The organism is Fictibacillus solisalsi (assembly GCF_900103485.1).
Classification (GTDB): Bacteria; Bacillota; Bacilli; order Bacillales; family Fictibacillaceae; genus Fictibacillus_C; species Fictibacillus_C solisalsi.
Map to the genome: position 1 here is coordinate 683,765 of NZ_FNHW01000001.1, position 26,502 is coordinate 710,266.

The following is a 26,502-nucleotide window of genomic DNA, read 5'->3' on the forward strand; positions in this document are numbered from 1 at the left end:
GTGAAGAATTATACATAGGAGGAAATAAATATGTTACATTTCCACGTTTTTTCTTGGGCGGCTGCGCTGGTTTTATTTTTTCTGACTTATACACTATACAAAAGAAAAAATAAAAAAATTTCCCGCATTTTGCATATGATTGTCCGTCTTCTGTACATAACTACCATCTTTTCCGGTGGAATGCTTATCTATCAATGGATCCAGGGGGGTGCGGTAAATATGGGACCGCTCATTATTAAAGGGGTCCTCGGTCTGGCAGTTATTGGCTTGTTTGAAGTGATGCTGCTGGGTGTCAAACAAAATGAGGATAAAAAATCCCGCTGGATTACACTCATTTTGGCTTTGGCACTTGTCTTTTATTACGGATATTCGGTTTTGCCGATGCATTTTTAACAAAAAATGAAAAAACTCGTACCCCGCAGGAACTGTCATGAAGGAGTACGAGCTTTTTTTTGGTTATTTTTTTAATTCCGCCAGTGCTTCCTTATAATTCCCGCGGGCAATGCCTTTTTCCGTAATGATGGCTGTGATGTATTCATGAGGTGTCACATCAAAAGCCGGATTGAAAACTTTTACGCCTTTGGGTGCAATAGGGACACCTTGTACATGGGTAACTTCCTCTGCAGGACGTTCTTCGATCGGAATATCATCGCCTGTCGGGGTGTTCAGGTCGATCGTTGAAAGGGGAGAGGCAACATAAAAAGGAATGCCTAACGCCTTTGCCTGGAGGGCAAGTCCGAACGTCCCGATTTTATTTGCTGTATCTCCATTGGCTGCAACACGGTCACATCCTACGATTACAGCACTCACCTGTTTTGTTTTCAACGTATGTGCGGCCATGTTATCCGTAATCAGCGTAACGTCAACGCCGGCCTGTTTTAATTCCCAGGCGGTTAAGCGGGCTCCCTGGAAAACGGGGCGTGTTTCGTTGGCGTATACCGAGAGATTCCATCCCTTTTCTTTTGCCAAATAAAGAGGAGCGAGCGCCGTACCATATTTTGCGGTTGCAATCCCGCCTGCGTTGCAGTGAGTCATAAGGCGGTCTCCGTCGCATAACAGGGTTAATCCGTTCTCACCAATTTTGCGGCAAATCTCCTCATCCTCCTTCTGAATCAGAAGGGCTTCCTGTTCAATACGTTCAACTGCCTCTTTGGTCTCCAGGACATTGGCTACCGAAGCTGTAATGCGGTCCAGTGCCCAAAATAAATTGACAGCAGTAGGTCTGGATGTCGAAAGGAAGGCGATTTGATGGTTCAGCTGTTCTTTAAATTCAGGAAAAGAAAGGAAGGTATGGCTTTTTGCCCAAAGGACAATTCCAAACGCAGCAGCAATTCCAATGGCCGGGGCACCTCTTACGTTCAATTTTTTGATGCAGTCCCACACCTGTTCAATTGTGGTGACATTAATATAAACCGTATGATGAGGCAGCTGCTGCTGATCCAAAAGAAGCAGGTGATCCCCTTTATAGCGTAAGGATGAAATTTGCGTTTCTGTTGTACTCATATGAATTAAACACTCCTGATGCTAGTAATAAATTCTTCAATATTTTTAATGCGTTGTTTGTTTTTGACCCAATCCCGGCCCAGTTTAAGGGCCTTCTTTTTAAGCAGGATTTGTTCATCGAAATCTGCAATGGAATCCAGATCCGCAACATGGGCCAGGCCAATGGTCCGGCGGATGACTTCACAGCCCGCAAAACCAACCATATCTGTAAATATACTTTCCAGGACCTCATCTTCAAAGCCCGGGAGTTTGGTTGCCAGCTCCACACCCTCGTTTCTCCAGAGTCCTTTGTACGTATCCGTAAAGGTATTCCATGTGTCTCTGATTAAGCCTGAAAGGTACAGCTGGTATTCGGCCCTTTTTTCTTTGTCCTTGATATGAGCCCGCTGAGCGATATGGTTCATTGCGATATTCGCAAAAAAGTGGGCAATATCAAAGCCTTGCGGACCGTAGTAGGCAAATTCAGAGTCGATAATTTTGGTGGATTCCTCTGTTACAAAAATACTCCCAGAATGCAGATCTCCATGAAGCAAAGCTTCGGCATGAGTCAAAAATTTAAGTTTGAGCCGGGTGGCTTTGTTTCTAAGCGTCGCATCATTCCAGAGTTCGGAGACCGCATCCTGTAGTTCTGCAGGATAATCATTGGTTTCAATATCATAAAACGGATCGGTGAACACGAGATCTTCGGTTATTTTGCAAAGCTCAGGATTGGTAAACTGCTGGACTAATCTTTTTTTCTCAAACGGATGTAAATAAAAATCACTAGTGTAGAACAGGTTTTTCGCAATGAAAGTTCCGATATGCTGAGCAAGGCTCGGGTAGGTTACACCATCAATCAAGCCTTTGCGCAGAATCACATGGGAGGACAGATCCTCCATGACAGTGACGGCCAGTTCGTTGTTCGTATAAAGGATTTCGGGAACATGTTCAGGCGAGAACTCGGCGAACTTTTTCAGCGAATCACTTTCAATACGTGCCCTGTCCAGGGTAAGCGGCCAGCTCTCTCCAACGACTTTTGCATACGGAAGCGCCTGCTTGATAATCACGGATTTTTTGGTAGCCGGTTCAACCAGTCTGAATACAAGATTCAGGTTGCCGTCACCGATTTCATTGACCTCCAGGGAACTGTAATCACTGAACAAGTCGAGTTCTTGGGATAGTTCTATCACAGTTTGCTCATTTAGCGGTGTGTAGGCTTGTTTTGTTGTTGTTGCCATAGGGTTTACCTCCGAAAGATAAATGTAAAAAAGGCCTCTTTTCTTGAAGAAAAGAGGCCTGGATGTATAGTGTCCACGCCTCTTATCTTGCAAAGCTTAAGCTTTGCTGGAATTAGCACCGTGCCATGCTGGAAGTTCCAGGCTTCAAATAAAGACGCCCCATTTCACAATGGTATTACGGTCGGTTGCTGGGTTTCATCGGGCCAAAATTCCCTCCACCTGCTCTTGATAAGAGACATTCATCATTAAGTTGTTAGAAAACACAGAATGCAATAATAATTTACAAGTGCTATCATACAGCTTTCAAAGACAGCTGTCAATTTTATTTTGATAAGATTAATAGTGTTCGGGTCTGCGGTCCTCAAAAATAGGGATTCTGCTTCTGACTTCATCCACAAGATCTGTGTCGATCTCGGCAAAAAGAAGAGTTTCATTCTCACCATCTGCTTCAGCAATGACGTCTCCCCACGGATCGATGATAATAGAATGGCCGGCAAAGGCGTTATTGTTATCCCGGCCTATTCTGTTGCAGGCGATCACATAGCATTGGTTTTCAATGGCTCTCGTCATTAAGAGATTTCGCCAGTGAGAGAGCCTCTGTGCAGGCCATTCGGCGGGCACGAATAGAAGGGCTGCACCATTGAGAACATGTGCGCGAATCCATTCCGGAAAACGGATGTCATAACAGATGACTCCAGCAGCCGGGATGTTCTCCAGCATAAAATTCCCCTTTTTCGAACCGGGAGCAATGAATTTCTCTTCCTGCATCAGGCGAATCAAATGCAGTTTGCTGTACTCTCCAATTTGCTCACCCCGACGATTAAAGGCGTAAAGTGTGTTAAAAATGCCCTTGTCTGTTTTATTGGCAACAGAGCCGGCAATGATATTGATGCGGTGCTGCCGGGCTAAACCGCTCATCAGCTTTTTCAGACTATCCCCGTTGGCATCTCCAATTTCAATAAGACGCTCCAGATCATAGCCGGTCGTCCAGAGTTCCGGCAGTACAACGATATCTGCGTTTAGTTTTGCTGCTTCTTCAATTCTTTGTACGGCTTTTTTAATATTCTCTTCCGGCAATCCAAGCTGGATGTCCATTTGGATCAGTGCTACATTCAGTTTCATGCGTATCCCCCATTAAAAACGTTTTGACAGATTTTCAATAAGCGTATAACATATTGGATTAGAATTTCAAGAAAATTACGAATGACAGGATGTGTGAATGTGAAACGTTTCCAGCAAGCAGATGCGTTAGAACGCCTGCCTGAACAATTTTTTGCCAAGCTTGTGGGAAAAGTAAGTGCGGTTGCGGCCCAAGGGCATGATGTGATTAATCTTGGACAGGGGAACCCTGACCAGCCGACACCTCCACATATTGTAGCTGCCTTGCAGGAGGCAGCGGTTAATCCTCAATACCACAAATATTCTCCCTTTCGGGGCTATGATTTTTTGAAAGAAGCTGTAGCTGTTTACTATAAAAACGAGTTTGGGGTAGGGGTTGATCCGAAAAAAGAAGTGGCTGTGCTGTTTGGCGGAAAAGCCGGTCTCGTAGAAGTGGCGCAATGTTTTTTGAACAAAGGAGATACCGCTCTGGTGCCGGATCCAGGTTATCCGGATTATTGGTCGGGCGTCGCCATGGCGGAAGCAGAAATGAGCATGATGCCGCTGAAAGAGGAAAATGACTTTCTTGTTGACTATAACGAAATTGACGAAGAAACGGCCGACCATGCCAAATTAATGTTCCTCAACTATCCAAACAATCCGACAGCAGGTGTTGCCAATCCGCAATTTTTCAAAGAAACCGTGGACTTTGCCCAAAAGCATGACATTCTGGTCGTTCATGATTTTGCCTACGGAGCCATAGGGTTTGATGGAGAAAAGCCCGTCAGTTATTTGCAGACGCCTGGTGCCAAAGAACAGGGAATTGAGATTTATACATTGAGTAAAACGTATAATATGGCAGGCTGGAGAGTCGGGTTTGCGATAGGAAATGAGAGTGTGATAGAAAGCATTAATCTGCTTCAGGATCATTTTTATGTCAGCCTGTTTCCGGCGGTACAGGAAGCAGCGGCAAAGGCACTGCTTGGTCCGCAGGATTGTGTCAGGGAGCTTGCCGATATGTACGAAAAGCGGAGAAATGTTTTTATTTCCGGGCTGCAGGAACTCGGGTGGGATGTTAAGGCACCCAAAGGATCCTTTTTCTGCTGGCTTCCCGTGCCTGAAGGACATACCTCTGAGAGTTTTGCAGATTACTTGCTGGAGGAGGCACATGTTGTGGTCGCTCCGGGCATCGGATTTGGCAAAGAGGGAGAAGGCTATGTAAGGGTGGGTCTCCTTACGGATGAAGAGCGCTTGAAAGAAGCGGCTGATCGGATCCGCGCATTAAATATATTTTGAGATTTTGATAGATTGACAGATTTTTTATAACCTGTCATAATCACTAGTAATTCTAACATTCGAAGTAATATGAACATTTTCTCTTATCAAGAGCAGGTGGAGGGACTAGCCCGATGAAGCCCGGCAACCGGTTATCCTAAGGATAAACACGGTGCTAAATCTTGCAGCGCATGCTGGGAGATGAGAGGAAGCGGCATCCTTATGTCTATAATGCCTCTTCCCTCGGGAAGAGGTTTTTTTCGTGTGAATTTATGTTTTTGGAGGGATACAATGGCGTCAGTAACTGCGACCTATCTTGTTCATGACCCTAAAGGTAATTTTAAAAAAAAAGCGGAAGGAATTGCACTGGGGTTAACCGTAGGCTCCTGGACCGATCTGCCGGATCTGCAAAAGGAGCAGCTTAGAAATCATAAAGGCAGTGTGACAGAGATCATAGAATTGCCGGAAGATGCCCGGGTAAACCAATATTTTGGTTCGCCAAGAAAGCAGGCACTTCTGAAAATCTCTTATCCTGCTGCAAACTTTTCTCCCGATCTTCCAGCGATATTAACCACTGCTTTTGGAAAGCTTTCATTGGATGGCGAGGTAAAACTGATCGACCTGGAATTTTCAGAAGACTTAAGCAGCGCTTTTCCTGGACCAACCTTTGGAATTGATGGCATTCGAAATCAGCTTGGTGTTTATGAACGACCGTTGCTCATGAGCATTTTCAAGGCTGTGATCGGCAGGGATATGGATTATTTTAAACATCAGCTGAGAGAGCAGGCGCTTGGCGGAGTTGATTTAGTCAAGGATGATGAAATCCTGTTTGATAATCCGCTGACCCCATTTGAAGAACGTATCAAAACAGCCAAACAAGTACTGGACGAAACGGAAGAGGAGACCGGACATAAAACACTGTATGCCGTTAATTTAACGGGACGGACATTTGAATTAAAAGACAAAGCGAAACGTGCAGCCGAGCTAGGCGCAAGCGCCCTGTTATTTAATGTTTTTGCCTACGGACTGGATGTGCTGCAAAGTCTTGCGGAAGATCCCGAAATTAATCTGCCCATCATGGCCCACCCGGCAGTTTCAGGTGCACTGACGCCATCCGAGTTTTACGGCATTTCCAACCGGCTTCTTTTAGGAAAGCTGCTGCGGCTTGCTGGAGCGGACTTGGTGCTGTTTCCGTCGCCATATGGCAGTGTGGCCCTGAGGAAAGAAGACGCTGTTGGCATCGCTGCAGAGTTGACAGAAAAGCACGCATACTGGAAAGGTGCTTTCCCGGTGCCGTCAGCAGGAATCCATCCTGGATTGACCCCTCTTTTGCTTCAGGACTTTGGCATCGACAGCATTATTAATGCCGGCGGCGGAGTTCACGGGCATCCAGGTGGAGCCGTTGCCGGAGGAAAAGCATTCCGTGATGCGATTGATGGCTTGCTGCTTAACAAATCGCTGGAACAAATCAGCGAGGAGAGCGAGCCGCTAAAAGCAGCATTGAATCTATGGGGCGGTCTGGTGAAATCATGAGCAGGAATCGGATTATTTTTTGTGATTTTGACGGAACCATTACCGAAAAAGACAACATCATCGACATCATGAAGAACTTTGCTCCCGAAGGATGGGTGCCGGTCAAGGATAAAATACTGCAGCAGGAAATATCCATCAGGGAAGGCGTCGGACAGCTTTTTTCCCTTATTCCTTCCAGCCAAAAAGAGGAAATTATTCAATACATTCTTTCCACGGCAAAAATCAGGGATGGATTCCAAGAATTTGTTCAGTATACGAAAGACAAAAATATCCCTTTGTACGTAGTAAGCGGAGGAATTGATTTTTTTGTTTATCCGATGCTTAAAAATATAGTGGATGAGAAACAGATCTATTGCAACGGCAGTTCGTTTGCAGGGGAGACTATCGAAATTCTTTGGCCGCACAGCTGTGACGGACAATGCAGCAATGACTGCGGATGCTGCAAACCGGCTATCTTAAGAAGTTTTGATTCCTCTTCGTACGAAAAAATCGTGATTGGGGATTCTATCACCGATTTACAGGCAGCCAAAATGGCAGACAAGGTGTTTGCAAGGGACTTTTTGAAAGAGAAATGCGAACAGGAAAATATTGCTTTTGAACCTTTCACTACGTTTTATGACATTATTGCGTATCTGCAAACAAAGGAAGTGATCATTTGAGATCGTTGGGGGAATTGTGGAAAGAACTGGCTGATGTTAAGGACGAACTGGCTTCACGGGACTGGTTCCCGGGTACAAGTGGAAATTTGTCCATCAAAGTTAGTAGCAATCCTATTACTTTTTTGGTCAGCGCAAGCGGCAAGGATAAACGAAAACGAACAAATGAAGATTTTGTTTTAGTGGATGTATTGGGTAAAGCCGTAGAAGAAACCCATCTGCGTGCTTCAGCTGAAACCGGGTTGCATGCAAAAGTGTATCAGCATACCGAGGCGGGCTGTTGCTTGCATATTCACACTGTCGATAACAATATTATTTCCGAGCTGTATGGCGATCAGGGGGAAATCACCTTCCGTGGGCAGGAATTAATCAAAGCATTTAACATATGGGAAGAAGATGGATCCATTACTGTGCCGATCATCGAGAATCCGGCAGATTTGTCTGCTCTTGCAGAACGTTTTGGAGAAGCCATTACTCATGATACAAAAGCTGTTCTGATCAGAAACCATGGTGTTACGGTATGGGGGAAAAATGGATTCGAAGCCAAAAAACACCTCGAGGCATTGGAGTTCCTTTTTTCCTACCATGTCAAAATGAGATTACTACAGCCTCAGTATGCATTATAAAGCAGCAAAAAAATAGTTTAAAGGGGGATGCCAATATGGCACAATTACGTTTTCATGATAATAATGAACGAGTGGAAGAGCTGGACAAAGTAAGCAGTTATTTGGAAAGCCAGGGTGTAATCTATGAAAACTGGGATATTGAAAGGCTGCCGTCTCATCTGAAAGAAAACTATTCATTAACCGATGAGGAAAAAGCAGAAGTGATCCAGGTGTTCAGAAGTGAAATCGATGAACTTTCAAAGCGCAGAGGATACGTCACAGAGGATGTTATTTCATTATCTCCGGATACACCAAATCTTGATGAGCTTCTGAAGAACTTTTTGGCCGAACATCATCATTCCGATGATGAAGTACGGTTTATCGTTAGCGGACACGGTATTTTTGCCATTGAAGGTCCGGAAGGCCGCTTTTTTGATGTAGAGCTGGAGCCAGGCGACCTGATTTCCGTTCCTGAAAACTATCGCCATTACTTTACATTGATGGACGACCGGCAAGTCGTTGCTGTCCGAATCTTTAAATCCAAAGAGGGCTGGGTGCCGATTTACGACAAAGAGGAAGCCCCCGCAAAATAAATTAAATGACATGCTGTCATGAAGGAAGGAAACTTCTTTTGTGGCAGCTTTTTTTATATTTTATTTAAGGTTTATACAAGGTGGGTTGGTGGTAGTTATTGTCATAAAGGTGGTGTAGGAAGGGAATGGTATATCAGGTGGTTATCATTGGCGGGGGAGTTGCCGGTTTGACACTGGGCCTTAAACTCGCCAGGTCCAATGTGGAAACCTTAGTCATTGAAAAGCAAAGCAGAGCATCGCATCTCTATAAGGGCGAGCTTCTTCAGCCAAAGAGCCTTTCTCATTTTGACCGGCTGGAAATCCTTCCTCTCATTCTTGATAATGGCTATGTGCTTCCTGAGATTGAATTCATTGAAATGAACCGGAAGAATGGACGGCTCATCCCTCAGGCAAACAATGTTTTCAGTTATGAGATACTGGACCCGCCTTATAATTATGCATGCATGATTGATCACGAAAAACTGAAATCAATTATTTTAAAGGAAGCACAATCTTTCCGAACCTTTCATTACATGAATCAGTCCAAGTTTCTTACATTTAAGGATGAACAGACAGCTCTTGTGGAAACCCGGGGCGAAAGACAGGAAATTCGTGGAGCGATCTTTGTGGGAGCAGAAGGCAGGGGTTCGCGGGTTGCCAGGGAAATGGGCGTTTCCTATAAAGAATATGCATATAATCATCAGTTTTTAACGGTGTCTTTTCCAAGACCGCCCGATTTAACCAAGGCCGAAATGTTTTCCTGGCAAAACCGATTTCTTGGGCTTTTTCCATTGCCTGATGGAAGAGTGCGAACCGTTCTTCTGATCAAGCCGGGCGAACTGAAAGAAATGAAGAAAAACGGCCTTTCTTCCTTTTATGATGCCTATACCGATTTTCTTCCCTCACTGGAAGGCTATGTTGACCAGATCGACTCCTGGAACAAAATCCAGTTGATGATTCCTTTTCGCCATCATGCTTCGCGGTATGTCAAACAAAATAAAGTTCTGATCGGAGACGCCGCCCATACCGTTCACCCCATGGCTGGTGAAGGCATGAATATGGCCATACAGGATGCAGATATATTGGGTGAGCTTCTCGTTTACCTAATACGTGGACATAACCTTACACAAAAGGAATTGCAGTGGTATGAAGAAGTAAGAAAACCAAGAGCTGAATTTATGATGCGGCTGAGCCATCAGGCGGCTCTTTTTTATTCGTATCCGTTTGACTGGTTTCAGAAGCTCCGAAAAAAAGGAATTGAGAAGACAGGCGCATTTTCGCATCTCCATTTTAAACAAATGCTGAATATTTCGGGGATGGGCATGCTGCCGTTTACCATCGGAGACCGTCTGCAGCAGGCAGGTATTCCAGCCCCAGTGAATGGGAAATTAAAACGCAGCAAAAAATCCTACTATTTTGCTCAGGAGGAAGATTACCCCTGGGCGTATACAAGAGCCTCCGGATCAGGGAAGAAGGGGAAAAGACAATGATACACGACTGGATCAAATTATGGAGAGCCAGAAGCTGGATGAAGCGAAACCAATCCTTTCTTTATACGTGGCATGCCTATGTTGGCTATACATTGGATCTTTTTAACGCCTTTCAGCAGGCAGAGGATACTGCGCGTGTGGCGGCAAGAATGCAACTGAACAAGCTACTCCTTGAGCGCTGGATTGAAGTGGGGCTTGCCATCGGCCATCTGAAGCGGAAAAGGGACGGAAAAATCATTTCTTCCAGAATGCTTAAGCAGTATGTTTCGAAGGAAAGTCCCTATTCTGTTGGAATCCTATTAAAGGAAATGCTCGAGCTTCACATACCGGTTTTGCTTTCCTACCCTGAATTGATGAGAGGCAAGAAGTCAAAACTGTTCGCCGAAGAGGAGTTCGCCTATACTGTCGCGGAAACATCTACATTAATTGAAAAACTCGCTTTCCCCAAAATCCATCAGGTGTTAAAACGGAAGGGGATCCGTTCGGTTCTCGATTTGGGTTGCGGACATGCGGGGTATCTTCAGAAAATGGCCTCAAAAAATCCGGAAATGCGGCTGACAGGTGTGGAAAAGAATAAAGAGGTATATGAAGAAGCCCTGAAACGGTGCAATGAATATACCCAATGTATTGAATTATTTCAAGGCGACCTTAAACAATTTACGATCTCAGAAAAGGTAGAACTGATCATGATGAACAACCTTCTGTATTATTTTCCTCCGAAAGAACGCATCGATATTATGTGCAAGGCGAACTCTCTGCTCACAAATGGCGGGACACTGGTCATCATTACACCGCTTTCGGACTATAAAAACGGGAACGCATTTGCTTCCGCTTTTAACAGCTTTATGAGTGCACACGAAAATTTGTATCCGCTTCCTTCCTATAAAGAGATACAAAATGCTGCGGTTCAAAGCGGCTTCAAGATCGAAGAAACCAGACCCATCATAAAAGAAGGGGCATGGTGTATGATTTGTCTGGAGAAAAAAGCGGTGGCTGCCGCAGAGCAACAGCAAATGACGTGCTGATTTCAGCACGTCATTTGTATTAGGAAATTATTTTTTTGTCCTGTTCGATCGATTGTTCTTTACGAAGCTTGATAAGGCTGTAGGTGTGAAGAACGATAACCTTCAGCACGGCATAGACAGGGACCGCAAGAATAAGTCCCAAAAGGCCGCCGAGGGAGCCCGAAACAAGGAGTATGGAAATAATGGTCAAAGGATGGATATCAAGCTTTTTCCCCATTACCTGCGGAGAAATGATATTTCCTTCAATCTGCTGTGCAATGACCATAACAATGAGCACCTTAACAATCATAAATGGTGAATCAATGACCGCCACAATCAATGCAGGAATTACCCCAATGATCGGCCCCAGAAAAGGAATGACGTTCGTAAACATGGCGATGACCGTGAGCAGCAATGAGTAGTCAATCCCGATAATCAGATAGCCAATATACAAGAGGATTCCCACACATATACTGACCAAAATCTGGCCCTGTATATAAGAGCTCAGTGCCATATCCATGTCGGCCAAAATTTTTGTGCCGTTTTTTCGCTGTGTCGGCTGAAGAAGACGAAGGACCATCTTTGGTGCCTTTTCTCCCTCCTTCAGCATGTAATAGAGGATAAAAGGTACGGTAACAAACACCATGATAATGTTGGTGAGCACACCGATAAAGTTTGTCACGCTTGTTCCGATCATCGAAGCACTTTTGGACAGATAGCTTGTTACCTTATCCGAAATGTCATTGACGCTGAACTGGCTGTTTTCAAGAATACGGTTTACCCATTCATTGTTTTGCAGCTCCACCACTTTGCCCCGGATCGCATCGATCAGTCCTGGTGTATTATGGATCAAGCTGTTGATTTGCCGCTGGAGAACAGGGCCAACGGCATAGGAGAGCAGAACAAACAATCCAATCGCAGCCAAATAAATGAGTAAAATGGAAAGGGATCTTGGCACCTTTCGTTTATGAAGGAAGTTAACGATCGGTCTGAACAAATAATACAGTACCCCCGCCAGCAAGAATGGAAAAAAGAGGGTCTGGACAAGGACAACAAGCGGGCGGAAAACAAAATGAATTTTTGTTCCAGTTAAAATAATTAGAAAGATCAATAGTATCGCATATCCGAATCGGAATGCTTTGGACTGTGGCATAGCTTCACCTGCGTTCACTAGAGTATTGTATCTATTATATATGGTAGTCTGACAGGTTTTCAATCCTTGAAAAAATGAACCAATATCCCCTTGCTGCATAAAGTAAGTATTGGGCGTTTATGTCTGGAGAAATCAGCTCAGTTCGAGAAAGGGTGATAATGGTGTGTGGAATAACGGGATGGATTGACTGGCAGCGCAACATTTCACAGGAAAATAAAACTTTGATAAAAATGGCAGCGACCCTTTCCAAACGGGGACCGGATGCATTGAATGTTTGGAGTCTTACACACGTGGGATTTGGCCATGCGAGGCTGGCAGTAGTGGATTTGGAGGGCGGCACGCAGCCGATGACCAGAGAAGCGAAAGAGGCGACCTGCACCATTTGCTATAACGGGGAACTCTACAATACGGAAGATTTGCGGAAAGAATTACTGAAAAAAGGATATCGTTTTGAAGGGCATTCGGACACCGAGGTGCTATTAACCTCGTATATCGAATGGGGAGAAGCATGTGTCGACCATTTTAACGGTATATTTGCTTTTGCCATCTGGGATGCCAAAAGAGAAACCTTGTTTATGGCCCGTGACCGTCTTGGCGTGAAACCATTGTTTTATTCATTATCGGGTGGTCGTTTGTTGTTCGGTTCCGAATTGAAGGCCATTCTTGCTCATCCTGATGTAAAAGCTGAGGTGGAACGAGAAGGATTGCAGGAGGTTTTCGGACTTGGCCCTTCCAGAACCCCAGGTCACGGTGTGTTTAAAGGAATTAATGAACTCCGGCCTGGCCATGCAATGAAATTTGATCGTTCAGGTGAGAAAATATGGCGGTACTGGAACGTGAAAAGTGAAAAGCATCCGCACTCCTTAGATGAAACAGTGGCCAATGTCAAAGAATTGGTTACCGATGCGGTTGAACGGCAGCTTGTAGCAGACGTGCCGGTTTGCACCTTTTTATCCGGCGGTCTCGATTCCAGTGCCATTTCGGCAATTGCCGCCAATCATTTCAAGCGGGAAAACAGGGGTCCTCTTCATACCTTCAGTATTGATTATGTAGATAATGATAAATACTTCAAAGCGAGTGATTTTCAGCCGAATGCCGATGGCCCATGGATCGAGAAGATGGTGGAAGCGACGGGTTCTGTTCATCACAGCTGTATTATCGACACCGACCTGCTCGTCAATCATCTGAAGGAAGCTGTCATGGTGAGGGACCTGCCGGGAATGGCAGATGTAGATTCTTCGCTGATCTGGTTTTGCAGGCTGATCAAAGATCAATCAACCGTTGCGCTTTCTGGCGAATGTGCGGATGAAATCTTTGGCGGGTATCCCTGGTTTCACAAACCGGAGGTCATGAACCGGCCGCTCTTCCCCTGGATGAGTTCGACAGCAGAACGGGAAAATCTTTTGCAAGATCATTGGAAGAATAAACTGAATTTATCCTCTTATGTAAAACAGCGTTATGAAGAATCACTAAAAGAAATGCCAGGGCTTGAAGGTGAATCAGGAGTAGAAGCAAAGCGCAGGGAAATCTTCTATTTGAACATGATTTGGTTCATGACCACATTGCTGGACCGGAAAGACCGCATGAGCATGGGAGCATCTCTAGAAGTGCGAGTTCCTTTTGCTGACCATCGTATCGTAGAATATGCATGGAATATCCCTTGGGAAATGAAGATGCTTCAAGGAAGAGAAAAGGGACTTCTTCGAAAGGCACTTGAAGGCCTGCTTCCTGAAGAAGTACTCTACCGTAAGAAAAGCCCTTATCCGAAAACACACAATCCGAATTATACACAGAGTGTGAAGGAGTGGCTTCAATCCATAATCGACAAACCGTCTTCTCCACTTCTGGAACTGATTAAGAAGGAAAAAGTCCAGGATATCATTGATAGCAATGGAGAAGCATTCAAGGTGCCGTGGTTTGGCCAGTTGATGACCGGACCGCAGCTTATGGCCCACCTGGCCCAAATTGATACCTGGTTTGACACATACAATATCAACATTCTTGATTGAAAAAGCCGCGGAGTTACCTTCCGCGGTCTTTTTTTAGTTTGCGTTCCATTTGATTATCAGAAAATCATCAGGTTCCACCCTTGCCTCTTCGGATTTTAGTGTTTCGTTGGTCCAGATATTGATCAATGGGTCTGCTGACCCAAAGAGAGCAGGATTCAGCGTTAGCTCACTTGATGAGGTATTAAATGCAAACAGCAGCTTTTCATCACCGGCTGCTTTTACATAGGTCAGCAGATTAAGAGTGTCTTCGGAGGTAAGAAAAGAGATGGGGCTTTTAGCACTGAACGATGGAACTTCCTTTTTCAGGCGGATCAGCTTTTGAAGACCTGCAAACAATTCATGATTTTGGGCATCCGGATTCCATTCCATGCATTTTCTGCAGCCCGGGTCCCGTCCGCCTGTCATCCCGATTTCGTCACCATAATAAATGCAGGGTGTTCCTGGGAAGGAAAGAAGCAGCACAAACAGTTGCATAACCTTTTTTGTATTTCCTCCTGTTACAGTCAAAACCCGTTCGGTGTCATGTGAACCCAGCAGGTTAAACATCACCTCATTTACATTTTCAGGATAGGAGTGTAAGATGCCGGATATCTTTTTGGTGAATTCAAGCGCATTGATGTTGGAGCGGGCAATATAATCCAGGGCCAGTGATGAAAAAGGATAGTTCATGATCGCATCAAACTGGTCCCCCTGAAGCCATGGCAGGGCATCATGCCAAATCTCTCCAAGAATATAGGCGTCCGCTTTGATGCTTTTTACAGTTCTTCGAAACTCACGCCAAAATTGATGGTCAACTTCATTTGCTACATCAAGCCGCCAGGCGTCAATATTAAATTCTTCGATCCAGTACCTCGCAACATTTAATAAGTAATTTTTGACCTCAGGATTTGCAGTATTTAGCTTTGGCATGGTTTTTTCAAACGCAAAAGTGTCATAGTTCGGTAATGGATCAGTGACGACAGGATATTCCCTGATATGGAACCAATTCTTATAATTTGAGTTCTCCTGGTGGACGAGCACATCCTGAAATGGGCCAAAGTAAAAGCCGCTGTGATTAAAAACGGCGTCCAGCATGACTTTTATGCCTTTTTCATGGCACGCATCAACCAGCTGCCGAAAATCTTCCTTAGTACCGAACTGTGGATCAATTTCTAAATAATCGATGGTATCATATTTATGATTGGATGTTGCTTTAAAAATTGGAGTGAAATAAATACCGCTTATGCCAAGAGACGAAAGATGGTCAAGATGCTGCAGGACGCCTAGAAAGTCTCCTCCGAAAAAGTTGGCGGGAGTGGGCTCGGAGGAACCCCAGGCCAGCGTCCCCTCCGGGTCATTGGAGGATTCACCATTGGCAAACCGCTCGGGAAAGATTTGATACCAGACCGTGTTTTTTACCCAGTCGGGAGCCTTGAAAACGTCCACTGGATGCAGGAAGGGAAAGCAAAAATAGGGTGCGATGTCATTCGTAGGTGCTGATTCGAAAACCCCTTTTTCTGTAAAAACGAATGTTTCGTTTCCGTCGCTGAGCTCGAAGCCGTACCTCATTCTTCGGAACCCGGGACGTACGGAAGCCAGGTAATAATCAAAATACACATCCGTACCTGTTTTTATCATAGGTTCTTTCTTTTGCAGCCAGTTTCCGTCTTTCCATTCGTAGGGATCGCCATAAATCAGTTGAACGGACCCGATGTCGTTCTTTTTGGTTCGAAGACGGATATGAAGGGTCTGTTCGTCATAGGCATAAGCAAAATTGTTTTTGGGGCGATGATATAATGCTTCTTTTAGCACATTTCTCCCTCCTCAATACGGTTCTGGAACCAGATGGAATTTGTATGTAGTATACCGCATTTTGAGGGAGGAGGAATATGCTTTTATTGGCGATTGCTGTTCTTTTTCCGTTCCTTTGATTAAAATAGAACTACAACAAACGGATGGAGGATAATGATGACCGCTACCATTAAAGATGTCGCTAAACTGGCAAGTGTGGCTCCGTCCACCGTTTCACGGGTTATCGCCAATAATCCAAGAATTTCTGAAAAAACGAAACGGAGAGTAAGGGAAGCGATGGACCATTTGGGGTATCACCCTAATTTCAATGCAAGAAGCCTTGCCAACCGAGCCTCCCAGGCCATTGGTCTGGTAATGCCGGGTTCTGCTGATAAAGCATTTCAGAATCCGTTCTTCCCGGAAGTAATCCGCGGAATCAGCACCATCGTTCATGAAAAGGAATATGCACTCTACATGTCGACGGGACAAACAGAAGAAGAAATTTATGATGGTGTCGTGCGAATGGTGCAAGGGGGAAGGGTAGACGGAATTCTTTTGCTTTATTCAAGTGTGGATGACCATGTAATGAACTATCTGATCGATAAAAAGTTCCCGTTTGCCCTTGTAGGAAAGCCATTGAAAAATGAGCAATCCATTACGCATATTGACAATGATAACTTTCAGGCTGCAAGAGATGTGGCGGACTACCTTATTTCTCTGGGTCATGAAAAAATTGGTTTTGTAGGAGGAAGCTCCCGACTGGTTGTGACGATTGACCGGCTGCTCGGCTACGAGAAGTCACTCCGAAGCCATCGGCTTTCTTATCGTGAGGAATTTATCATCCATGAGGAATTTCTGGAAAAAGGGGGACAGGAAGCGATCAGAAAATTGATGGCGCTGGATGAGCCTCCAACGGCGTTGCTCGTCATGGATGATTTGATGGCTTTTGGGGTCCTCAGAACGCTAAATGAGATGCAGCTTTCAGTACCGGATGATATTTCCATTGTAAGTTTTAACAATTTAATGCTCGCCGCTTTTTCTACCCCGGGTCTTACGTCAGTGGATATCAATATTTTTCAGCTCGGTTACGAAGCCGCGGCGTGCTTAATGGATCTGATTTCAAAGCCGGACCAAACCCCCATGCGAGTTGCAGTTCCCTACCGTCTGATCGAACGGCAGTCCTGTAAAGCAAAAACAGCCCAAAAGGAAGAATCGGTATAAGAGAAACAGCTCCGGATTTTTATCTTCCGGGCTGTTTTTTTATAAGCCCTGCTCGTTCAGCCATTCCAGAACAGGACCAAACGGCTGGCTGGTTTTTGCTTTTTCAAATTCTTCAAACGGATCTCCGTTTTCCATAACCCGACGATGGATGCCGGGCAGAGGGAAGGCTTCTGGCCGAAGATCACGAGTGAGTTCTTGCCAGTGGATAGGGGTCGCCACCAATGCCTCTTCGTTACCTCTCACTGAATAGGGAGCAATGATTGTTTTTCCTTCCGCATGCTGGATGAAGTCAATGTAGCATTTGTTTCCTCTGTTTTTTTTAAGCCTTTCAATGGTAAACCACTGGGGCTCCTTCGTAATTAAATATTGGGCAAGAAAGTGGGTAAACTTTCTTGTGTCATCAAATGTGAAACGAGCTGCCGGCAAGGGGATATAAACCTGCAGTCCTTTATTGCCGCTTGTTTTGATGAATGTTTTCAATTTCAGCCTGTCACACACTTCCCGGATCAACAGGGCTGCTTCCACTGATAAAATAAAATCATCCCTTGAAGGCGGATCCAAATCCATGACAATTTCTGATGGATAGGATGTCCCGTTTTTCCTGAACGGAATATGCAGCTCAAAGGCAAGCTGATTGCCGAGCCACAACAGGGTTTGAAGGTTATTGCAGACGATATAGTGTATCCCGTCCTCAAGTATGGTTTCCACAAAATCGGGAGCATAATCCGGACAGTTTTTTTGATAAAATCGTTCATCTCCCGCACCGTGCGGGTATCGAATGACTGTTAATGCCCGATTTTGCAAAAATGGGAGAAGGAAAGGAGCCATTTTAGCCAAATATTCAAGATAGTGGAGCTTTATTATGCCGAGCTTTGGCCAGAGTGGTTTATCAGGAGACGTGATTCCCACCTTAATGCCATTGATAATTACTTCCTGCTGAATATTTTTTCCCATGTACAGTCCTCCCAGTTGACATCGAAACGAAAGGCAACAAACCGGGGATGCCTCAACTGATGCTTATAAATTTCCAGGTATTCCAGCTCAACGCATATGGATGGAGAAACGGTAATGAACCGGGAATCTTCGGTGACTTTATTTTTTTTCATAACCTGTATCAGGCTTTCCCGTTCCTGGGGTGAAATTCCGTTGGAAAATAAACCGGCAAGAACTGGTTTTTCTTCTTCAAGTGCGGCTACATGAAAAAAACCGTTGGATTTCTCGTAAGCAGTAATGAAAAATACACCTTTTTGCGGGTTTTTAATTTTTACCCACTTTTTGGTCCGCGCACCAGGATCGTAGGTGCTGCCACTAACTTTCGCGATGATTCCTTCACCATTTTCATCTTTAATATGTGACCAGAGTGGACCACTCTTTGTATAGGAAGGTACAAGAGCAATCCGGTCATTCTTTGCCAGTTGATCTGACAGGTGATCAAACAGGCTGCTTACCATTTCCTTTCGTTCTGATAGCGGTTTATCGGTAATTGTCTCTCCACGGATATGTACCATATCAAACACAACATAAGTAGAGGGAGTATGCTTTGAAAAATACTGGATCTTTTCTGGATTTTTTAAACGGCCCCTTTTTTGCAAAGGTTCAAATGAAGCTTTATAAGGAGATTGCAGAATGCAAAGTTCTCCGTCAACAACAAGCGGCAAAAAAGAGCGGATGCTTGGTGTGAGCGATAGTAATCTTTCAGCGACCTCCGGAAAAACAGAATTAAGGTTATGGCCGTTTCTGCTAAAAAGTGTTACATTGCTTTCCGTCCATTTGGCAATGCACCGGTAGCCGTCGTATTTGGTTTCATATATCCAGCCGGAGGAAGTTGGGATTTCGCTGACCAGGGAAGGAAGCATCGGTTTGAAAGGTATACTGTGCATAAAATGCAATCAGGCTTTCTTCTTTTTGGGTTTCGTCTTTTTTGGTTTGGTTTCCGCTTTTTTTTCTCCTGTCTTTGACTGGTCAATACTAGCTTGCAATGCTTCCATCAAATCAACTACATTGGTACGCGGCCGTTCTTCTGAAATCTGAACTTCCTTTCCGGAAATTTTACTGTCAATAATTTCGAGAAGCGCTTCCCGATATTCATCTTTGTATTTTTCAGGCTCGAATTCAGTGGTCAGCTGTTCGATCAATTGCTTGGCCATTTCCAACTCTTTATCATTCACCTGTACTTCTTCGTCGATACCGGGAACATGGTCTACGTTCCTGACTTCATCAGGATAATAGATGGTTTCCATTACAAGTCCCTTGTCATAGACCCGGACAGCGGCAAGACTTTCTTTGGAGCGGATCGTTATTTTGGCAAGGCCTATCCGTCCGCTTTCTTTCATCGCTTCTTTTAACAAAGTGAAAGGTTTCGCGCCATTTTCGCCAGGTCCGATAAAATAGGATCGATTAAAATAAATAGGGTCAATTTCCTCCAAAGACACAAAATCGATAATTTCAATGGATTTATTTTTAATGCCCGCGATTTTATCGAGATCTTCTTTTTCAATCAGGACAAATTTGCCCGGCTCATATTCATAGCCCTTCACAATGTCCTCTTGTTCAACATGCTGCTCACAAACAGGGCATGTTTTTTCATATTTGATGGGATTATGGCACTTTTTGTGCAAGTATCTCATTTTAATATCTTTATCTTCTGTTGCGGCAAACAGTTTGATCGGGATATTTACCAGCCCGAAGCTAATACTTCCTTTCCACATGGTATGCATTGTCAACACCCTTTCGTAGCATTCTTTTGCTTAGTTTGTGACAATGCCGGGTGGTTTTATCCAAACAAAAAAAGCCGATAAAACATCGGCTTTTATAAAAATTCTATTATCCGTTGACGACAGTGCCTCCATTGATGTGAATCGTTTGCCCGGAAACGTAGGAAGAATCATCACTTGCAAGATAGACGTAGGCTGGAGCAAGTTCTTCTGGCTGACCAGGACGCTTCATCGGTGAATTCTGGCCGAATTTGTCCACTTCATCAGCAGAAAACGTTGCTGGGATAAGTGGGGTCCAGATTGGGCCGGGGGCCACGGCATTCACACGGATGCCTTTTTCCACGATTGAATTGGAGAGAGCACGTGTAAATGAAAGGATGGCTCCTTTGGTGGAAGAATAATCGATCAGCTTCGGATTGCCTTGATAGGCAGTAATGGAAGTCGTATTAATGATCGAACTGCCAGCTTTTAAATGTTTTAATGCCGCCTTTGTCAGATAGAACATGGAGAAGATATTCGTTCTGAACGTTTTCTCCAGCTGCTCGGCAGTAATGTCTTCAAGACTGTTTTGGGGATGCTGTTCACCGGCATTGTTTACAAGAATATCAAGCTTTCCAAATTCACCGACAGTCTTTTCAATAACGTCTTTGCAGAAGTTTTCATCACCAAGATCACCGGAAAACAGTATGCAGCGAACGCCTTCCTGTTCTATGAGGGACTTTGTTTCTTCCGCATCTTGCTGTTCATCCAAATAAACAATGGCGATATCTGCACCTTCTTTGGCGAAGGCAATGGCGGCTGATTTGCCGATTCCGCTGTCTCCGCCTGTCACGATTGCCGCTTTCCCTTTTAGCTTTTCACTGCCTCTGTAGGTTCTGGCATCTGATTGCGGCTGGGGAGTCATTTCAGTCTCGGTTCCCGGCTGGTGAGACTGGTGCTGGGCGGGAGGGTCTATTTTTCGGTTTTGTTCATCGCTCATGCGTCATCGCTCCTTTATCCAATGTTTGAATACGATGTTATTCTTCCACAATCCTGGAAGCCTAAAACCTTTTTTAAAAAAAGCTGGACAGATATTGTTCATCTTTTTAAAGTGTTGCATAATGAATGAAAAGACATGAGAAAAGAGAGGCAGTGGTTTCATGATAGGTGTAGAAACATTAACCGTGGAACAGCTCGACTTCGCAATTCGTCACTTGCGTACGCATCATGAAATAATTGTTTCTGAATGGCTGGATTGCGCTATGATCAAAAAAGCCGATCCCTTTTATACAGAAGTAATGAGAAACGGCAAAACAACACTTTATTTGCTGTGTCAATATCTTGAAAACCCCGACATTGAATTGATAAAGGATTTCACAAAAAAGATTGCTCCTGAACGGATTGAGGCCAAAACCGATATCAGTGAATTTGTATTCAATATCAATTCAGGAAGGCAAATTGTTCACGAACGTATCTTTATCCCTGATTTCGGCCCGAATGAACAGCGATGGATCAGCCTCATGATTAATCAGTTTTTTGATCATCTTCTTTATTTTGCGATTAAAGAATTTTCGGCACTTAACGATCTCATCATCGAAAACAAGAATCAGTTTATCCAGGAGATGCATAACGACCGGCTTACGATTTTAGGGCAAATTGCTGCTAGCTTTGCTCATGAATTTCGTAATCCGCTGACTTCTATCAAGGGCTTTATTTATTTATTGGGCTCGGAATTAACTCCTTCACCCAAAACGGATTACTACACCTCCATCATAAATAGTGAACTGGAAAATCTTCAGGAAAAAATCAGCCAGTTTCTTTTGCTGTCAAAAATGAAAGGGCTCGACGACTTAATTTCCGTATTTGATTTGTCCGCCTGTCTCCATGAAATGATCGATTTCATGTATCCGCGTTTTCTTGAAGTCAAGATTAACTTAACAGCAAACATTGCCCCGGATCTGAAAGTGGAGGGAGATAAAAATCAGCTGAAACAGGTGATTTTAAATATCCTGAACAATGCTGTTGAGGAATTGTGCGATTTGCCGGAAGAACGGATCATCCAGGTGAGCGCTTTCCTGATGGGTTCCAGAATCGGTCTGGAGATATCGAACAATGGTTCACAAATCCCGGCTCACCTGCTCGAAAATATTTTCGAACCCTTTATCACAACCAAAGAGCTTGGGACAGGGCTTGGATTATCGGTTTGTAAACAAATCGTTGAAAAACATAACGGTAAGATCATAGTATCCTCCAATGAAGAACAAACCATCTTTTCAATCTCACTTCCTCAAGCCCAGGAAAAAACATCTTAACGGATGTTTTTTTAGTTTTCACAAATCTGACATGAGAAAAGTGATTGCAATCACAAAGTGACCTTCATCGCTTTTTTATAATGTATTTGTAAATAACAAACACAAAGGGGTCTTTAACATGCTGGATCAAAAAACAATTGATATCATCAAATCAACTGTGCCTGTTCTTGAAATCCACGGAAAAGCAATAACAACAAGATTTTACAGTAACTTGTTCACCAAACATCCGGAGCTTTTAAATATTTTTAATCATGCCAACCAAAAGAAAGGCCGTCAGCAAACGGCTTTGGCGAATGCCGTCTATGCAGCGGCTGCACATATTGATAAACTTGAAACCATTCTGCCGGCAGTAAAACAAATTGCCCAAAAACACAGAAGTCTGGGAATTAAGCCAGAGCATTATCCTATTGTCGGCGAAAATCTCCTCATTGCAATCAAGGAGGTTCTGGGAGACGCAGCGACTCCCGAGATTATTGAGGCATGGGGAAAAGCATATGGGGTAATTGCAGATGCCTTTATCGGTGTAGAACGTGATATGTATGAAGAAGCAGAACAACAGCCAGGCGGCTGGGAAGGGTTCAGGGATTTTGTTGTCGACCGGGTGGAAGAGGAAAGCTCTGTGATTACTTCCTTCTATCTCAAACCGGCCGACCAGAAGCCCATTGCTTCGTATAAGCCAGGACAATATATTTCTATCAAATTTCAGATCGAAGGGGAGAAGTATACTCATATCCGCCAGTACAGCCTTTCTGATGCACCGAATGAAGGGTATTACAGAATCAGTGTGAAAAAAGAAAGCCTGGGAGAAGTACCAGGTAAGGTATCTGTTCATCTTCATGATCACATAGAAAAGGAAAGCATTCTCCAAGTCAGTGCTCCAGCCGGAGAATTTTACCTTAATGAAAATAGCACTGCCCCTGTGGTTCTCTTGAGCGGTGGGGTCGGCCAGACCCCTATGGTCAGCATGCTGAATTCACTTGTAAAAAGTAATGCCAATCGCCAGGTTACTTTTATTCATGCGGCGATTGACAGCAAACACCACGCGTTTAAAGACCATGTTCGAAAGATAACCGATGAACATGAGACTATAAAAAGCTATGTGGTTTATGAGAAGCCGCTTGAACAAGATAAAAATCAGGAGTCGTATGACAAGGAAGGCTTTGTAAATGAAGAGTGGCTGAAAGAATTGGCTCCGGATCCAAAGGCGGAATATTACTTTTGCGGACCGGTTCCTTTTATGAAAGCTGTATACCGCATCCTTACGAATTTAAATGTACCTGAAAGCCAGATCCATTTTGAATTCTTCGGACCGGCCGAAGAACTGACTGAACCAGAAGTAGTAAATGCCTGATTTCATAAAACAAAAAAACATCCATTACGGATGTTTTTTGTTTTATAAATGATCTGTTTCCTTGGAGAATGAATGCTTTCCAGCTCTTTTATTTTGCTGTTCTGCTTCGTTTTTCAGTTGAATCTCCGCTTGATGGTCTTGTTTTTTCTTGTTATCGTCTTTTGTGTACTTATGTGCCAAAGATATCGCCTCCTCATGATTAACATGAACGAGGATAACAGGCATTATGCATCCCTGAAGGGTTTTGTCATAAAGAACATGGCTATGGTTCCTGGTCCCGCATGAGAGCCAATGGCACACCCAATCATAGAAATCATGATCCGCTCACAACCTGTTTCTGCTTTAATCATTTCTTTCAGCGAATTTGCCGCTTCCTGATCGTCCGCATGACTGATACCAATAATCTGGTCACCCCAATCGGTTCCGCGTTCTTTCATCAGTTCGATCATCCGGCCAAATACCTTCTTTTTCCCCCGTATTTTTTCGATTGGAAACAATTTTCCGTCTTTCATGTGAAGGACAGGTTTAATTTTAAGAAGGCTCCCCATCATGGCCTGTGTTTTGCTGACCCTTCCGCCGCGCAATAAATATTCAAGGTCATCTACGGTAAAAATATGCTCAGTATGATTTTTACAATATTCAGCTGTAGTGATTACGTCATCAAAGGAACCTCCTTCCTTTGCACGTTTGGCAGCCTGATATACGACTAGCCCAAAACCAAGGGAAGCGCATTGTGAATCGATGACCGAAAGCTGTGCATCAGGGAATTCTTCCATAACTTCCTGGCGAATCAGCTCGGCCGTCTGGTACGTGCCGCTCAATCCTGAGGAAAGGGTTATGTATACACAGGGAGTGTTTTCTTTTGCGTATTGTTGGAACGCTTCTCTGACCAGCAGCGGAGGAACCTGGGATGTTTTTGGAGCCGCTCCTTCACGCATTTGGTTATACAACTGGACGGGCTGTATGGTTTTCCGGTCATATTCTTCCCGGTCAAGGATCGTAACGACTAATGGGAGCATCGTAATATTAAATTCATCGATGATGTGCTGCGGTAAATCACAGCCACTGTCTGTTATGATCTGGACGTCCATATCAATCACCTGCACTTTTTTATGTATGATACGTTAAGTGTATACTTCACCCCATGTAAAGGCAATAGATTGTTTCCCTGAAACCTATTGACTATGCATGGTAATTTTGATAAAAACAGATAGTTGGACAAAGATATAATTTGAAAGGAATTCCTCCATGAACTACTCACCACTCCAAGAGCTAAAGAAAATTATCGTCATTGTTTTCGGTGCGGCGCTTAATGCGGTTGCCCTTAATCTGTTTTTAATACCGGCCAAAGTATATGCCAGTGGATTTACAGGTGTGGCTCAGCTCGTATCCTCACTCCTTGTTCATTCCCCTGTACCGATTTCAACGGGTGTGCTTTTGTTTATTTTGAATGTTCCAGTTGCTATTATCGGCTGGATGAAGGTCGGTAAATCCTTTACGATATACAGTTTTTTCTGCGTCTTTATGATGTCTTTTTTTCTGGAAATCATACCTGTAGCTGAAATATCCGAAGACATTCTCCTTAATGCTGTATTCGGTGGAGTGATCGCAGCGGTCGGGGTCGGCTTCACATTGAAATACGGTGCCTCAACCGGAGGGCTGGATATTGTGGCCATGATTTTGTCACGCAAGCACAATCGTCCCATTGGCACGTATTTTCTGATTTTAAATGGTTCCATCATTTTGGCGGCCGGTTTGCTGTTTGGCTGGGAAAAAGCACTTTACACCTTGGTGACTTTGTATGTGAGCACAAGGATCATCGATGCGATTCATACCCGCCATGAAAAATTGACGGCCATGATCGTTACGAAAAAAGGCAGCGAATTGAAAGAAGCCATTCACTCCAAACTGGTTCGGGGAATTACCATCGTGCCCGCAAAGGGAGCCTTTTCCAATGAAAATAAAGAGATGCTTGTTATCGTTATTACCCGTTATGAACTCTACGATCTCGAAAATATCCTAAAAGAAGTCGATCCCAGTGCCTTTACCAATATTGTCAATACTACAGGAATCTTTGGACTGTTCCGGAAGGATGATTGAACAAAATTTCAATAGGTTCGTCTTTTCGAGGTCATGGTTGAAAAGTTCATCGGAGTGCAAGGTCCTAGACTCCTGGAAAATGATCGCATGTAAAGCGCACAACCTGGAACGGATATCAACCCTCCACAAGACAACAAAGCAAAAGCGGACCTTCACATGAAAGTCCGCTTTTTTGTGCTTATAATGTTTCGAGTACTTCTTTAATATGGGGAACAAGTGTCTCCCAATCCGCTTCCGCAAATTTGTTAACTGTTAAAAAATCTTGAAATCCAAAAATGGATTCAACTCCATCAATGGCTAGAAGGGATGCCGCAAGGGGGGAATCAGATGTATCTCCTGCTCTGGCAGACAATCGTCCCTCAAGAAACGGCTGGCTTGCAGAGAATTTTAATGCATTTGGATTGGGTGTTGGTTCAATGGCGAATTCAAGGGCCATGTAATCATCTCCTGTTCAGTTAAAAGTTAAATCGATAACGTTGTGAAATAATGTCGTGAAAATCAAGTGAATTATAAAGGTGCTTTGTGACAGAATTGTTGATCCCGGTTTCCAGATCGATTGATTTGATGCCTTCCCGTTCTGCCCAGTGTATCAAATGAAGCAGAATCTTACGAGCAATTCCTTTATTTCTGGAGTCTTCACGGACAAAAAGTTCGTTCAGCCACAGGTACGGCCCGCCAAGAGGAAGACTGATTCCTATGTTGTAAAAAGCAACGCCCAGGACTTCTCCGTCTTCCTCCGCAATGATAACTCCCGAATTTGACTCTTCTTTAATCGCAAGGGAAATGCCGTTTAATACTTTCTCATAGCTTCCGTCGTCTTCGGATCGTGTTCTTTGTTGAGAGATAAGATCCGCAATTTTCTTTGTAACCTCATCAGAAGCAGTAGCTGGTACTTCATAGACAAACATCGAGTTCCTCCATGCAAATAGGTTTTGTAGCT

The 26,502-nt window shown here is 44.0% G+C and carries 26 protein-coding genes and 2 riboswitches; of the genes, 13 read left to right on the top strand and 13 right to left on the bottom strand.

What is annotated here, in order from left to right; translation table 11 throughout:
• Positions 1 to 30: 30 nt before the first annotated feature.
• Positions 31 to 393, top strand: coding sequence for a DUF1516 family protein (locus tag BLT53_RS03540; RefSeq protein WP_090232818.1), 363 nt, complete (start codon positions 31 to 33; stop codon positions 391 to 393).
• A gap of 63 nt (positions 394 to 456) precedes the next feature.
• On the opposite strand, the gene mtnA is transcribed toward BLT53_RS03540, so the two are convergent.
• The 3 genes from mtnA to BLT53_RS03555 form a co-directional block, all read right to left on the bottom strand.
• Positions 457 to 1,503, bottom strand: a complete 1,047-nt coding sequence (gene mtnA, locus BLT53_RS03545) for an S-methyl-5-thioribose-1-phosphate isomerase (RefSeq protein WP_090232819.1) — start codon at positions 1,501 to 1,503, stop codon at positions 457 to 459.
• Between the two features lie 5 nt (positions 1,504 to 1,508).
• Positions 1,509 to 2,720 carry an S-methyl-5-thioribose kinase gene (gene mtnK / locus BLT53_RS03550; protein ID WP_090232821.1) on the bottom strand — a complete coding sequence of 404 codons (1,212 nt, stop codon included), beginning with the start codon at positions 2,718 to 2,720 and terminating at the stop codon, positions 1,509 to 1,511.
• A gap of 79 nt (positions 2,721 to 2,799) precedes the next feature.
• Positions 2,800 to 2,955: riboswitch (SAM riboswitch) on the bottom strand.
• A gap of 101 nt (positions 2,956 to 3,056) precedes the next feature.
• The gene (locus tag BLT53_RS03555) at positions 3,057 to 3,842 is read right to left on the bottom strand and encodes a carbon-nitrogen family hydrolase (protein WP_090232823.1); all 786 of its coding nucleotides are present in this window, start codon (positions 3,840 to 3,842) and stop codon (positions 3,057 to 3,059) included.
• 99 nt (positions 3,843 to 3,941) lie between these two features.
• Here BLT53_RS03555 and BLT53_RS03560 point away from each other — a divergent pair, with 99 nt between their 5' ends.
• The 7 genes from BLT53_RS03560 (at position 3,942) to BLT53_RS03590 (ending at position 10,974) form a co-directional block, all read left to right on the top strand.
• Entirely contained in the window at positions 3,942 to 5,114 is a 1,173-nt protein-coding gene (locus tag BLT53_RS03560) for a pyridoxal phosphate-dependent aminotransferase (protein WP_090232825.1), read from the top strand.
• Between the two features lie 80 nt (positions 5,115 to 5,194).
• Positions 5,195 to 5,301: riboswitch (SAM riboswitch) on the top strand.
• 83 nt (positions 5,302 to 5,384) lie between these two features.
• On the top strand, positions 5,385 to 6,626 hold the full coding sequence (mtnW, locus tag BLT53_RS03565; protein WP_090232827.1) for a 2,3-diketo-5-methylthiopentyl-1-phosphate enolase: 1,242 nt from the start codon (positions 5,385 to 5,387) through the stop codon (positions 6,624 to 6,626).
• Positions 6,623 to 7,285 carry a 2-hydroxy-3-keto-5-methylthiopentenyl-1-phosphate phosphatase gene (locus tag BLT53_RS03570; protein WP_090236680.1) on the top strand — a complete coding sequence of 221 codons (663 nt, stop codon included), beginning with the start codon at positions 6,623 to 6,625 and terminating at the stop codon, positions 7,283 to 7,285. The genes mtnW and BLT53_RS03570 overlap by 4 nt, the downstream gene beginning before the upstream one ends.
• Positions 7,282 to 7,908, top strand: coding sequence for a methylthioribulose 1-phosphate dehydratase (locus tag BLT53_RS03575; protein ID WP_090232828.1), 627 nt, complete (start codon positions 7,282 to 7,284; stop codon positions 7,906 to 7,908). Before BLT53_RS03570 ends, BLT53_RS03575 begins: the two co-directional genes overlap by 4 nt.
• Positions 7,909 to 7,943: 35 nt before the next feature.
• The gene (locus tag BLT53_RS03580) at positions 7,944 to 8,480 is read left to right on the top strand and encodes a 1,2-dihydroxy-3-keto-5-methylthiopentene dioxygenase (RefSeq protein ID WP_090232830.1); all 537 of its coding nucleotides are present in this window, start codon (positions 7,944 to 7,946) and stop codon (positions 8,478 to 8,480) included.
• 125 nt (positions 8,481 to 8,605) lie between these two features.
• Positions 8,606 to 9,949: an FAD-dependent oxidoreductase gene (locus tag BLT53_RS03585; protein WP_090232831.1), complete on the top strand. Its 1,344-nt coding sequence runs from the start codon at positions 8,606 to 8,608 to the stop codon at positions 9,947 to 9,949.
• Positions 9,946 to 10,974 carry a class I SAM-dependent methyltransferase gene (locus tag BLT53_RS03590; RefSeq protein ID WP_090232833.1) on the top strand — a complete coding sequence of 343 codons (1,029 nt, stop codon included), beginning with the start codon at positions 9,946 to 9,948 and terminating at the stop codon, positions 10,972 to 10,974. The genes BLT53_RS03585 and BLT53_RS03590 overlap by 4 nt, the downstream gene beginning before the upstream one ends.
• 19 nt (positions 10,975 to 10,993) lie before the next feature.
• Here the strand turns inward: BLT53_RS03590 and BLT53_RS03595 are convergent, their stop codons facing one another.
• A complete protein-coding gene (locus BLT53_RS03595) occupies positions 10,994 to 12,106 on the bottom strand; it encodes an AI-2E family transporter (RefSeq protein ID WP_090232836.1) in 1,113 nt (370 codons plus the stop codon).
• Between the two features lie 158 nt (positions 12,107 to 12,264).
• Between BLT53_RS03595 and asnB the strand changes: the two genes are divergently transcribed.
• Complete coding sequence (gene asnB, locus BLT53_RS03600) at positions 12,265 to 14,115, top strand: asparagine synthase (glutamine-hydrolyzing) (protein ID WP_244520350.1); 1,851 nt, start codon at positions 12,265 to 12,267, stop codon at positions 14,113 to 14,115.
• 33 nt (positions 14,116 to 14,148) lie between these two features.
• On the opposite strand, the gene BLT53_RS03605 is transcribed toward asnB, so the two are convergent.
• Complete coding sequence (locus BLT53_RS03605; protein ID WP_090232837.1) at positions 14,149 to 15,906, bottom strand: glycoside hydrolase family 13 protein; 1,758 nt, start codon at positions 15,904 to 15,906, stop codon at positions 14,149 to 14,151.
• Between the two features lie 156 nt (positions 15,907 to 16,062).
• On the opposite strand from BLT53_RS03605, the gene BLT53_RS03610 reads away from it, so the two are divergent.
• The gene (locus tag BLT53_RS03610) at positions 16,063 to 17,106 is read left to right on the top strand and encodes a LacI family DNA-binding transcriptional regulator (RefSeq protein WP_090232839.1); all 1,044 of its coding nucleotides are present in this window, start codon (positions 16,063 to 16,065) and stop codon (positions 17,104 to 17,106) included.
• A gap of 39 nt (positions 17,107 to 17,145) precedes the next feature.
• Here the strand turns inward: BLT53_RS03610 and ligD (BLT53_RS25335) are convergent, their stop codons facing one another.
• The 4 genes from ligD (BLT53_RS25335) to BLT53_RS03625 all read right to left on the bottom strand — a co-directional run bounded on the left by ligD (BLT53_RS25335) (position 17,146) and on the right by BLT53_RS03625 (position 20,799).
• Positions 17,146 to 18,060, bottom strand: a complete 915-nt coding sequence (gene ligD, locus BLT53_RS25335; protein ID WP_244520351.1) for a non-homologous end-joining DNA ligase — start codon at positions 18,058 to 18,060, stop codon at positions 17,146 to 17,148.
• On the bottom strand, positions 18,033 to 18,986 hold the full coding sequence (ligD, locus tag BLT53_RS25340) for a non-homologous end-joining DNA ligase (protein ID WP_244520461.1): 954 nt from the start codon (positions 18,984 to 18,986) through the stop codon (positions 18,033 to 18,035). The genes ligD (BLT53_RS25335) and ligD (BLT53_RS25340) overlap by 28 nt, the downstream gene beginning before the upstream one ends.
• A gap of 9 nt (positions 18,987 to 18,995) precedes the next feature.
• Positions 18,996 to 19,823 carry a non-homologous end joining protein Ku gene (gene ku, locus BLT53_RS03620; RefSeq protein ID WP_090232841.1) on the bottom strand — a complete coding sequence of 276 codons (828 nt, stop codon included), beginning with the start codon at positions 19,821 to 19,823 and terminating at the stop codon, positions 18,996 to 18,998.
• 106 nt (positions 19,824 to 19,929) lie between these two features.
• Positions 19,930 to 20,799 carry an SDR family oxidoreductase gene (locus BLT53_RS03625; RefSeq protein WP_090232842.1) on the bottom strand — a complete coding sequence of 290 codons (870 nt, stop codon included), beginning with the start codon at positions 20,797 to 20,799 and terminating at the stop codon, positions 19,930 to 19,932.
• A 160-nt stretch (positions 20,800 to 20,959) separates the two neighbouring features.
• On the opposite strand from BLT53_RS03625, the gene BLT53_RS03630 reads away from it, so the two are divergent.
• Together BLT53_RS03630 and hmpA are read left to right on the top strand one after the other, a co-directional pair.
• Positions 20,960 to 22,111 carry a histidine kinase N-terminal domain-containing protein gene (locus BLT53_RS03630; RefSeq protein ID WP_090232844.1) on the top strand — a complete coding sequence of 384 codons (1,152 nt, stop codon included), beginning with the start codon at positions 20,960 to 20,962 and terminating at the stop codon, positions 22,109 to 22,111.
• A 118-nt stretch (positions 22,112 to 22,229) separates the two neighbouring features.
• On the top strand, positions 22,230 to 23,462 hold the full coding sequence (hmpA, locus tag BLT53_RS03635; protein ID WP_090232845.1) for an NO-inducible flavohemoprotein: 1,233 nt from the start codon (positions 22,230 to 22,232) through the stop codon (positions 23,460 to 23,462).
• A gap of 42 nt (positions 23,463 to 23,504) precedes the next feature.
• Here the strand turns inward: hmpA and BLT53_RS03640 are convergent, their stop codons facing one another.
• Positions 23,505 to 23,642, bottom strand: a complete 138-nt coding sequence (locus BLT53_RS03640; RefSeq protein WP_244520352.1) for a DUF3941 domain-containing protein — start codon at positions 23,640 to 23,642, stop codon at positions 23,505 to 23,507.
• Positions 23,643 to 23,686: 44 nt separating this feature from the next.
• Complete coding sequence (locus tag BLT53_RS03645) at positions 23,687 to 24,553, bottom strand: DegV family protein (protein WP_090232848.1); 867 nt, start codon at positions 24,551 to 24,553, stop codon at positions 23,687 to 23,689.
• Between the two features lie 157 nt (positions 24,554 to 24,710).
• On the opposite strand from BLT53_RS03645, the gene BLT53_RS03650 reads away from it, so the two are divergent.
• Positions 24,711 to 25,562 carry a YitT family protein gene (locus BLT53_RS03650; protein WP_090232850.1) on the top strand — a complete coding sequence of 284 codons (852 nt, stop codon included), beginning with the start codon at positions 24,711 to 24,713 and terminating at the stop codon, positions 25,560 to 25,562.
• Between the two features lie 178 nt (positions 25,563 to 25,740).
• On the opposite strand, the gene BLT53_RS03655 is transcribed toward BLT53_RS03650, so the two are convergent.
• Both BLT53_RS03655 and BLT53_RS03660 read right to left on the bottom strand, forming a co-directional pair.
• Positions 25,741 to 25,998: a NifU N-terminal domain-containing protein gene (locus tag BLT53_RS03655; protein ID WP_090232852.1), complete on the bottom strand. Its 258-nt coding sequence runs from the start codon at positions 25,996 to 25,998 to the stop codon at positions 25,741 to 25,743.
• 19 nt (positions 25,999 to 26,017) lie between these two features.
• Positions 26,018 to 26,470: a GNAT family N-acetyltransferase gene (locus BLT53_RS03660; RefSeq protein ID WP_090232853.1), complete on the bottom strand. Its 453-nt coding sequence runs from the start codon at positions 26,468 to 26,470 to the stop codon at positions 26,018 to 26,020.
• Positions 26,471 to 26,502: the final 32 nt, after the last annotated feature.